Source organism: Paenibacillus sp. FSL A5-0031, from assembly GCF_001956295.1.
Taxonomy (GTDB): domain Bacteria; phylum Bacillota; class Bacilli; order Paenibacillales; family Paenibacillaceae; genus Pristimantibacillus.
This window is the reverse complement of record NZ_MRTD01000011.1, coordinates 286,269-297,942: the sequence shown is the minus strand read 5'-3', so window position 1 is coordinate 297,942 and position 11,674 is coordinate 286,269. Positions and strand designations below refer to the sequence as shown.

The 11,674-nt window shown below is 39.8% G+C and carries 6 protein-coding genes; 4 read left to right on the top strand and 2 right to left on the bottom strand.

Features of this window, described 5'->3' with window-relative positions; translation table 11 throughout:
* Positions 1-180: 180 nt before the first annotated feature.
* The 4 genes from BK120_RS20645 (at position 181) to BK120_RS20630 (ending at position 6,361) form a co-directional block, all read left to right on the top strand.
* A complete protein-coding gene (locus BK120_RS20645) occupies positions 181-741 on the top strand; it encodes a patatin-like phospholipase family protein (protein ID WP_076269374.1) in 561 nt (186 codons plus the stop codon).
* Between the two features lie 834 nt (positions 742-1,575).
* Positions 1,576-2,520 carry a phosphotransferase gene (locus BK120_RS20640; RefSeq protein ID WP_076269373.1) on the top strand — a complete coding sequence of 315 codons (945 nt, stop codon included), beginning with the start codon at positions 1,576-1,578 and terminating at the stop codon, positions 2,518-2,520.
* Positions 2,521-2,898: 378 nt separating this feature from the next.
* Entirely contained in the window at positions 2,899-3,036 is a 138-nt protein-coding gene (locus BK120_RS35380; RefSeq protein ID WP_179089843.1) for a hypothetical protein, read from the top strand.
* Between the two features lie 1,507 nt (positions 3,037-4,543).
* Positions 4,544-6,361: a glycoside hydrolase family 30 protein gene (locus BK120_RS20630; RefSeq protein WP_076269371.1), complete on the top strand. Its 1,818-nt coding sequence runs from the start codon at positions 4,544-4,546 to the stop codon at positions 6,359-6,361.
* Positions 6,362-6,690: 329 nt separating this feature from the next.
* On the opposite strand, the gene BK120_RS20625 is transcribed toward BK120_RS20630, so the two are convergent.
* Positions 6,691-7,545 (bottom strand): stalk domain-containing protein, encoded by an 855-nt coding sequence (locus BK120_RS20625; RefSeq protein WP_076269370.1) that lies wholly within the window; start codon positions 7,543-7,545, stop codon positions 6,691-6,693.
* Positions 7,546-8,990: 1,445 nt separating this feature from the next.
* A complete protein-coding gene (locus BK120_RS20615) occupies positions 8,991-11,354 on the bottom strand; it encodes a discoidin domain-containing protein (protein WP_076269369.1) in 2,364 nt (787 codons plus the stop codon).
* Positions 11,355-11,674: the final 320 nt, after the last annotated feature.

The window sequence follows — 11,674 nt, the reverse complement described above, 5'->3', positions numbered from 1 at the left end:
ACCGCTATCTTAAGACCACACAAAAATGAGGTCTACCAGAAAGATCTGGTGACCTCATAATACGAACGGGCAGGTTAACGTGGTTCCAGGGTAACAAGCATACTTACTTCACACCTCAATGAATTGTGACACAATCATATTCATCATTACTTAATCGTTTAATGGATTAGGGCTGTTCTCATGGGTGGAAGCAATCCTAAAAAAATAGGAAAAATGTTTGGTGATATCGCTAAAAGGCACTCATCTAAAGTTACACAAGAAATGCGGCAATCCGTTGTAAAATCAAGGCTTGTAACAACCGAATGGCCGTCCAATTTAAATGTGACTGCAATCAATGCGGCGACAGGTGATCTTCATATGTTGAATAAGGATACGGGAATTTCTCTGTTGGAGGCCGTATCTGCAAGTGGTGCTGTTCCAGGAATATGGCCGTTTACAAGCTTTGGCGGACAAGACTGGATTGACGGTGGGATGGTATCAAGCACGAACGCTCATTTAGCAAGCGGTTTTGATAAAGTCATCGTGTTATCACCCATGCCTAAGAGACACGGGTTTGTTCCAGGTGTTAAGCAGGATGTAGCGGAATTACAAAAAAGTGCAAAAGCCTCTCTTGTTATTCCAGATGGAAACAGTATTGTTGCTATGGGGAAAAATCGTTATGATTCAAGCTTTGTACCATCATCGGTAAAAGCCGGGTACGAGCAAACTATACAAGAAGCACCGAGTATCCGAGAAATTTGAGAATGATTTTCCGGAAATGGTGTGCAGCAATGAATTGACAATAACTAGATAACATTGATGTTTTCGCAGCAAAAACATTTCATGTTTCCCTCTCCGAGGTTATTGTACCCGGCTTAAGATAATGCTTATACAATTGACAAAAAAAGTTCAAAAGCTAGGAACCGAGTAGATGCCGCAGCCATAACTTTTCGTATTCTAAAACCGCAAGTGGATCAAACTTAAGATCCTGCCTTGGTCTATAACGATTTCCGGATCTGATGCATAGTATTTTTGACTATTTCCTAGTTTTAATTTATACTTTAGCCAGTTTCAATATTAGGGGGATGTATCAAGTGTCTGCTATTGTTCTTAACTAGTTAATTGCATTAGGTTTATTCCATTTAAATTTCAGAAGTCCACTTGAAGTCCACTTATTGAAGTGGTTTATTTCTTCATGAAATAAATAGAATAATCCAGCAATAGTTAAGAACATGGGACATCGACTACTTCTAGTTGACTGTGGAACCGTGCTCTCATGCACGGTTTTTTTACATTATGCCCTAAATGTCAAGATTCATTTGTTTTGACATTCGTTTGAATTGGGACATCATGTTTTCCATTAGTCAATTCCCTATGGGGGCAGAAGATGAACGATATGTTCATTTTCTGCCCCTTTTTTGTTTTATAAAATAATGGGGGAGAGAGCAATTGGAGCACGTAATATGCGCTACTGAGTAAACCAAAAATAAATAGATTGGTAGGTAGATTAATTTGGAACATAAAATGATCATCATTGCTCAAGGCTTAGCCGAAGTACTTCAACGCGGAAAAGTACGTCATTTAGAGTAAGGGTATATGACAGATGCTGAACGTGGGTGGTCTGGTGCGGAAGTACGTCGTATAGAGGTTACTTACGAAAATGGACAAAAGGAGAGCATGATATTTAAAGAAGCCGCTCTAAAAGAACGCATGGTGATGAAAACATTGACTGACCAAGGCCGTCTAAACACGCCCGCCGCATTTTCACTTGATTTAGAAACAGATGAGCCTAGATGGATGGCTATAGAAGATTTGGGAAGTGTTAAATCACCTCCATCTAGCGTAGATTGGTCGCCAAGGGTTGCGGAAGCATTAGCTAGAATCCACGCACGTAATATGCATAGAGGTCAGGAGATGCTGTGGCTACCACATGCTGACGGTCAATATTGGAAAAACTTGGTCACAAAAATTTCTGTGGATCATTTTGAAACGCTTATGGATCAAAATCCCCAGTTTTGCAGAGAATTTGGTGCTTATCTGCCATCACTGCGTGAAAAAGCCGACACTTTTGCTCGTGATATGGAGGCTTTGTACGATGAGAGGGAAAGCCTGACTCTTACACATGGAGATTTGCAGTCGGTAGATGGTCCCCATATACATTATTATAATGGAAAACCATATTTTATTGATTTCGGGTGGATCTATTATGCGCCTTTTTATATTGACCTGGCCAGTTATTTTAACCTAGAGCATGCTAAACTTTATTACAACGAATTAATTGCAAACGGTATATCACTTAGTTATGATGATTTTTATGAAAGATTGAGGGTAGCATTTCGTTACAGTGGCTTGATATATTTATATCCCAGTATTAGACAATGGTCTATTGGGCCTACTGAACTAACGGGTAAACGTCTGCTTCATATGTTGAAGATTGTACTTACAGGTGAATTCCCTGAGCGTAGGATTAATTACTCAAGCGAGCTATTCTCAAAGTTACTCAAGGAACATAAGAACGGCACACTTCATAAGCTCAATTAAATTGGTTCATCCTTTGCGAAAATTATGATTAGCTGTACGTTTGTGCCCTAACAAGCGGAGAAGTTGCACCACTCTCGATTCCTGAATTAGATAATTATTTGTGTTGGCTCTGCTTACTCTAAAAATGTTGAAGCTATTTGTCAGGTAGATATCGTTTTACCAAAAGAAGCCGCTATTCTCACTAGAATTAGCTGATTACCGGAACTATTATAGTCGAGAAGGCGTGCTGCTTCTTGTAGTAGAGGTAGGTGCAGATGGTAAAACAACAAAGGTCTTCTATAAGCATCTCTTGACGTTAGAGCTTAAGACTATTTTAGATCAAGCAGGGCATCAGAAAAATAAAACGATTTACCTTCGTCCATTTGAGGAGACAATCTGATGTTGGCAGCAGTCAAATATCGCTTACGATTTGCACGAAAAGCACTAGCAGAAGGTATAGAAGAGGAAGTAATCAAAAATATAACTGGGTTAGAAATAGACTACATCACCATTTTGAAAAGAAAATCAATGAACTAACGGGACTGTTAAAAGGAAATTATTTACCAATACATGCGTCATATTGGTTATTTTTTTATGTTCCAATGCAAGTTCAATGATCAATCCGTCTAAGAAAATTGCAGCTGCAGCATTATAGAAGAACATTGTGGTATGACTGAAGTATTGAACATTAAAATATATGGAAATAATTAGATTTTACAATGGAAACTTTACATGAGTTTAGAATTACATTCATGATGAGCAAAATAAACTTTAAGGATTAACTCTAAAATTAACTCTACGGATAATTACGACAGCTGAATTGTAGCATTACTAATGAAATTAAACTCTAGTTTTTATTAGTGTTAATTCACAAGAGCAAACCGTTTAATTTGAAGCGGAAGTTGTATGGAATTTATCATTATAATTGAAGTCCATAAAATGAAGGCAAGAGTAAGTGAAGTAACAGCAAATTAAAGACGAACTAATCATTAATGAGAATTTCATTACTACTTATTCACAAAACTCGTATTTTGTACATATGTTAATGTATTGGCTTTAGGCCTTATCCTATATAGATTCATCCCTCGGTTGTCATACATTATATATGTCTTTTTCAGATATCAACATTATAATTTCCAAGGTTTCGCCCTCCTTTCGCGCTCCGGCTCTGCTCCGCCGAGATCTTCCAATGAACAAAAAGCAGCTGATAGTTGCGGCCATTTTTTCTCCTATGATTCACTTATTATGATGAGCAACATATTGTTCAAGTCTTATCAGATGCTCCACCAGTTCGGCCTTTGTGGACTGCATATAACGCTGTTTAACACGTTCTAGGTCACGGTTAATCTTGATCTGTTTGATGAATGAATCCATATCATCCATAAGCTGTTTTACAGCCCTATTACGTGGCTTATATGGCTTGGAAGTTTGATGCTGAACGAAATAATCATGGAGCTCGCTATTTTTACGGAGCGTATTAAGATGGATACCTTCACCATCCGGATCTAACACATCATTCAATTAATTGGGTTAAACGACCTGTCAAATCAACACAAAAACAACTAATGCGTGAATATTATGATGTTTTGTCCATTGACATTCAAACAATATCCAATTAATTGGGTTAAACGACCTGTCAAATCAATACAAAAACAACTAATGCGTGAATATTATGATGTTCTGTCAATTGACACTCAATCCATATCCAATTAAAATCCATCTGAATGGCGATATATTCCATCTCAATCCTGTAAATTTTCCATCAGCTTGAGAATAGGAATCCGTCATAATAACACAGAAGTGCTGTCTCAGAGGTCTTGACATACAGCGCAATGAAGGGAGTGAGCTACAGCATTCGGAAGCCTCGGCGCCGTGGTTGATAGAATGCTTGATAATAGTGAGCAAGATAATCTACACAGTTAATTGCACAACAATACAAATCATACTTAGATGATACACACAAAAAAATCATAAGCAGCATAGCTTTTTAAAAAGTCAGGATATACATGCGAAAGTACCAACATTCAAGTAAAGGTGGTTAGGTATGAAACGGAATCTTTTTAAAAGGCTGACAAGTGCTAGTGTAGTAATGAGTCTTGTGCTCTCGACATTGATAGTATTACCTCTTACTGCCCATGCAGCATCGGATGTTACTGTGAATTGGAATGACGTTAAACAAGAAATCGATGGTTTCGGAGTATCACAAGCAGGATGGTCAGATGCTATCTATGATTTGGCGGAGCCGGCGCGCAGTGAAGTCATGGATCTGCTGTTTACGCAAGATAAAGGTATCGGGTTATCCATCCTTAGGGGCGAAATTTTCCCACAATTCAATCCAGCTCCAGAAACGTATGATTTTAATGCTAGACCTGACCAAGTATGGGTAATGCAGCAAGCAAAGGCTAGAGGCGTTGACAAAATTATCGCAACCGCCTGGAGTCCACCTGCATGGATGAAAACGAATAACTCCACAACGAATGGCGGATTCCTCAAATCCGAAAATTATGGTGATTTTGCAACTCTCATGGCTACGTTTATTAAGGAATATAAACTTCAGTTCGGTATCGATCTATACGGTGTTTCCTTGACAAATGAGCCGAACTCTATGACCTTCCTCTCTTGGAATTCCAGCGAATGGAATTCGACGAACATCCAAGTATTCCTCAAAAATTATTTGAAACAAGCTATGATTAACCAAGGGGTTCAGAATAAGAAAGTAATTGTTGGTGAATCTTCATGGTGGTCCGAGGATCTGGTGAAGGATGCTCTCAATGATCCGGCTTCAGCAGAGCGTATCGACATTGTTGGCGGTCACAATTATCCAGTTCCGGTCATTAACGCTGAGCTGCCAACTAATCCTTTTACTACAGCTGCGTCCAAAGGCAAAAAAGTATGGATGACCGAAGTATCTAAGGTAGATTCCTATGATCCAGGCATTAATTCAGGCTTAAAATTCGCTAAACAAATTCATGATTTCGTTACGAAGGCGAATGTTAATGCGTGGTTGTACTGGACAGGAGCAATCCCAGGCAATAATGACGAAGGCTTAATCAACGTAAACAAAGCAACGAGTACTTACCAATTAACAAAAAGATATTATGCTTTCGGTAACTTCAGCAAATTTATTAAACCGGGATATGTCAGAATCGGTGCATCCGAAAATCCTCAATCAGGTGTATATGCGTCGGCCTTTAAAGACCCAGCAACTGGAAAGTTCACAATCGTTGCCGTCAATGACAGCGACAGTTCAGCAGAAGTGAACTTCAACCCAAGCGGATTCACAGCTGGCAAGCTTACTCCTTATACAACTAACAGTGACTTAAATATGGCAAAAGGTCCTAATGTGCCTTTAGCAGGAGGCAAGTTCAAGACCGTTATTCCAGCTAAGAGCGTTATAACGTTTGTTGGTGAAAATGGATCTGCACCTGACTCTCCTCCGCAAACGCTTACAGACGATCTGAACAACTGGTCCAAAACAAGCTCTCATACTAGCAATCTAGCATTTGACACGACAAATAGCGCACTTTACTTCAATAATGATACCTCACGCGTTAAACGGTTAACAGGAACAACAGCAAACTTTGTTTATAACTTACAGAATATCACCAACTTTACTGCGACCGTTTATCATGCCAGTGTATGGAATGGTATAGCATTCTACACCTCACCTGATAATGTGAACTGGACACAAGTGTCACATACCAGTACAGTTGGTGTCTATACTTTTGGCAATTGGTATAGGAAAACATATTCACCACAAAACGAACTGCCTGCAGGTACTCAATACCTGAAGGTCGAATTGTCTGGATCGGATTCATGGGAGAAACAGGTTGCCAAAATGGTTATTAACTACCAGTCATAATTCGCAACACTTGTGTAAGGAGCAAAAAGATCTGCTGCAATAGCAGATCTTTTTGCTCCGATATGGATTAGGCTTATTTCTCTCATGATATTACGTATCCCGCCCGGAGTAATCTTGTTATCCTCTTCATTAGAACATGTCCTCATTTAACGAACACAGGATAAATTACAAATCCAGCATAGTGAATCCGTGATGCTACAACAGATGTTAGAATTCAATGTTAATGAAAGCACCGATCTTCACATGCTTTTAAGAGCGCTCGCAATTTTAGATTGTAAGGTTCTCGGGGGTTCGGGATATGAAGAACTCATCGTTCAAGTCGAGCAAAATTACCCATTTTGCAAGTAAGACTTAAGTAATTCTGCAATCGCATCAGCATTTTGTTGGTCTTCGGGGAAACTTGGGCTTTGTGCAATTTCCAAAGGTGTGCCAATTCTAGACTCTATAGAAGGATTAGCACCGTGTTCTAATAAGTACTTGACCATTTCGTATCTGCTGTATAATACCGCATTATGTAGTAGAGTTGTACCATCAAATTCTTCTTGGGCATTAACATTCATCTCGTATTCTAGGAAGAGTACAACCATCTCAAGGTTATCTCCATAAAAAGGAACAAAACTGTCTATTGCTGGCCCTAACGGTCCGACCCCTACAGTTGGGTCAGCACCTTGTTGCAAATACTTTTCAGTTGCCTTCAAATCATTATCCATGATTGCCTTATTTAACTGAACTTGTTTTGCTGAAAGTAACCAGGCATTATTACCGCCCTCTTCACCATAAACTTGTAATTCTCCGCCGCTTGATTCGCTAATAAATCGTAAGGGAACAAAGGTGAAACCCTTTATTATAACGGGTGCTGCCGGCATGTCTACGCGCTTGCCATTAACGATTGCTTTTGTGGAGCCAACAGTCAACGTGATTGTTAAATCAGAACTCTCCCCAATGATTTGTTTGTTCTCTGGTTTCCACTTCACATGTAGCCCTAGTCGTTCAAAGACCGGTCGAAACGGAGCAACTGTTGTTCCATTCAGTACAACTGGATGATTGGCATTTGTAAACTCAACCTTCTTCCCATCTATCGACAGAGTGTAAGGAAAGATTTTCATGGCAGCAGAAGTGCGATGAAGACCGATACTAGCACTTACAAGAAAAACCAGCAAGGTAACAACAAGCCATTTCCTCATTCATTTCACCTTCTTAATGGTTATTGTCTCGCCATCTCTTTTTACCATAATCAATCCTATAAATTCAATCAAGAATTAAGAATGGACTCAAGCGTGATATGGTTTTATTTGAAGTAAGTATCCTCAATTATTTAATTACATGAGCTCTTCCTCGTAAAATCGTCTTGATTTTATCTTTCAATCAATGATTGAAAGATAAATGTGTTTTTCAGACTTGTAATGCCAATAAATATCTTCGACATGTCCTGTTTTCTCTAAATACATGACTTCTACTTGTTCATCGAAATGATACTTCGGTTCTTTAATTCTTTTAAATCATCGAAATGTACTTTCAATTCAGTTCTACCATTTTTAATAATTAGATGTTTGTTTTGTATTGATTTGCAAAGGTGGACTTTCGATTGATTTACACCCCCTTCCTTTTTCTCATATTTTCATGGTATTTCAACTACCGTCTAAATTACGAACTTAGTGAACTTTCCATATTTAAGGTATTCGTGAAGTGAATTAAACTATCCTGCCCGTTAGCATTCCTGTAGAGTGTTATCTATCATTCTGACAAATTCCACAAATAAGTGAGCCTTTGTGAGAAATCAAAATTGTTCAACGGCAATGGGAATATATTCTTGACCTTTTTCAGCATTCGATTCATATTCTTGACATTGCACATTGCCAAGAATATGTACCGATAAAACAAAAAACCGCGATTTACACGGTAATTAATCGGCTCATATTTTTGTCATCCGACACCAACCGTGTCGGATGACAAGAACTTGATTCCATAAATGACAAGAACTTAACTCACCTTGGATTCTCCTATAACCGTACGTTCGCTCACGCTGTAGATAAATCGCTTTGATCCGCTGCTTGGTCTCGCCATTAGGGTCTGCTTGCTTACGCTTAAGATATCAATAGTACGCGCTTCTCCATACATCAAGCAATTCACATAGCAGGGTCACTGGGTAAACATCAGATAACTCATCGATAATTGCATACTTGCCTTTCACACCTCCCGTTTCCAGATTTCTAATCACTTTTTCAAAACCGTATTCTCCCGTTGAAGTTGTTGGTTGTAACGATCCATATCTTTATATTCTTCGCGGCGGCCTCTGTTATCCAATAATCCGTAATTGCCTTTTTTCCTAAATTTATACACCTATTTACGAACTCTATCTTTATCTTGTATTCCATACTTCTCTGTAATTTGCTTGTACATCCATCTATCCTCTTCGTGTAAACGTACGGCTTCTTTCCTTACTTCATATGAATACAATTTATTCGGTTGCTCTCTTTTCCTCATAAAAATACACCCCTAAAGTATCATCGGTTTCCCATATGGGTTTTTCCAATGTCTACTATAAGGGGTGCACTTCAGTTTCGTGCATGGGCTTGTTTTGTTATTTGGGATGAGAACCCCATATTAGGCTTTACGTTATGCTAATGGTTCAGCTGCCATAAACTTCGAACTCATAAAGAGAATACCAGTGGCCTGTGCCTCGATCTGTCGCATGCATCCTTATATACCTTGCATTTACCGGTTCAAAGTAGATATCGTCTATACCTCCGTCTCCATTCGTTGTCATGTATATATCCGTCCAGTTGGTTGCATCGTTCGACACCTGAATCTTATAGCTCTTAGCATAAGCATACTCCCAGTTGAGTTTGACATTGTTGACGCGGGTTTCCTGTCCGAGGTATACATAGATCCATTGCGGATTTGAAAACAGGCTGGCCCATCTTGTCGTTACACTACCATCCACCGCTTTATCGGCCGTTAATGTGGATGTCTCGTTGGAAGAGGATGTTGCCGATTTGTTTAACGCTAGATTCGGTTTGCCATAAACCTGGAATTCATATAAGGAATAGCCATAGAAGGAGTAAGCTCTCTGGGTTCCGTACATTCTTACATACCTTGCATTTACGGCAGTAAAGAATAAATCGTCAATCCCCCCGTCTCCATTCGTTGTCGTATACACATCCATCCAGTTGACAGCGTCATTCGATACTTGAATCTTGTAGCCTTTGCCATAGGCAAGCTCCCAATTCAATATAACTCGATTTATGTTATAAGCCTGCCCAAGGTCGATTGTAATCCATTGCGGGTCTGCAAACTGACTGGCCCATCTTGTCGCCACATTACCGTCAACCGCATTATTCGGAGAAAGAGCTGCCTCTTGATTGGAAGATGACGTAGCTGTATTATTTAACGCCAAATTTGTTGTAGTAGCGGATCCGACGCTGTCTCCATATACTTGAAACTCATAAATAGAGTAACCATAGCTCGTGCCCCTCTCTGTTGCGTGCATTCTCACGTATCTTGCCGTTGTAGGCACAAAGCCTATATCGTCTACACCTCCGTTGCCTGTCGTTGTCGAGTACACATCGGTCCAATTGACCGCATCATCCGATACTTGAATTTTGTAGCTCTTGCCGTAAGCATACTCCCAGTTAAGTTTGACGCGTTTGATGTTGTAGGCTTGCCCGAGATCGACGTAAATCCACTCTGTACTTGAATACTGTTGGCTTGACCACCGTGTACCCGGCAAATTGTCAACAGCTTTAGCAGCGGATAGAGAAGAACTTTGGTTGGAAGAGGCTACTGCCGATTTACCGCTTGCAAGATTAGCTGGAATGGTATACGTTCCTTTAACAAATTTGTAGATATCTTCATACATCTGTCTCCCGTCATAAACTCCGTTTACACCGTTGTTATTCTTGTTTTTATACAAGTTATATATCCCAAAAATATCTTGATACCAACCCTTGACCGCTCCCGTCATGTATCCGTATTCTACGCCGGCCTTTAAGTAATTATCGAATCGGTTTTTAAAATCGGGGTCGAACATCGCTCTTTCGTCAAACTCCATTTCGATGCCCTTATTATATGTTTGAGCTTGGGTCGATACATTCGTCATTCTCGAATAATCAGTCTCCGGAACGAAATAGTGATTGGGCTGCTGGATGCTAAAATCGATTGCATAATTATTCCAGTTATTGCTTTGTCCGGCACCAAAGTATGGAATCCAGGCAAGTTTCAGACCCAGCGTATGAAGATAGTTACCAGAGTTATTAATTGCATTTACTTCACCCGGATTGCCGGGATCAATATCTTCATGGAACCAGTAGAAGCCTTTTAATTCAAGGTTGCTGTATTGGGCTTGATTCCATCTGCTTAATACGGTGTCGATATACCATTTGGTTACCTTCGTCATATTGCTAGGCGTCGAATTCAGATTTTCGCTGATTCCGTCGTTATCGACATCTCCGAAATTGGTGATTTCACTATTAGGATAAGGCATCATAATATATACTTTGGATTTGTAATTTGTTAGGTTTAGTGTGGTTGCAACTTGCTGGGTTGCTTGGTTGAGGGCATCGAGCTGTTGATTAGCGGTGAAAATGCGGTTTATATACCATTCCCAATCCGCCTTATAGGTCCACTTGGCAGGGTCCGCTGTATCACCAAAATCTCTATAGTCAGATGTGTTGATTCCTAGAAATAGAAATGAATCGAAAAAGGTGTCATCCATCACATTATTACTGTTGTAGTGCGCAACATAGGGCAAAAGCGTATTCTTGTCATACGTGCCGATTTCTCTTCCCTCGTATGTCGTTCGTCCACCGTAATATCCAGTATAAAGCAAGGCCATGTTCTTCACATTCCCAGATGCCGCGGTATTTGGTGGGAAATATCCTGTTGCAGCAGCAGCGGCAAGCGGCTGTTCTAAGTTAGACTGGGGTTGTTGCTCGAGATCAGGATCGGACTTTTCTTGTTGTCCCTGCTGATTAGGAACTTGAAGTAAAGGCATTTGATCCTCCTGCCCCTGCGAAATCTTCGGCGACCTATCCCCTTCTCCCTTCACTACTGATGGTTGAACAGAAAAAACAATCGATAAGATTAACAAAAATGATAACAACAAGGAACTTCGTCTTGGACACCTCTGACTTCGCTTCATCTTTCATCCCCATTTCTTAGGTTTAAATGATTTTAACAAGTCTGGTACATGGTCTTGATCCGAGTGTCCATTTTATCCAAGCTCCAAACGGCCTCTTTACGACTAATTCTATGAGGCAATTTTATGCTTGGAAATAGATTTTTGTTTACTTTCATATACACCTTTTTACAAAT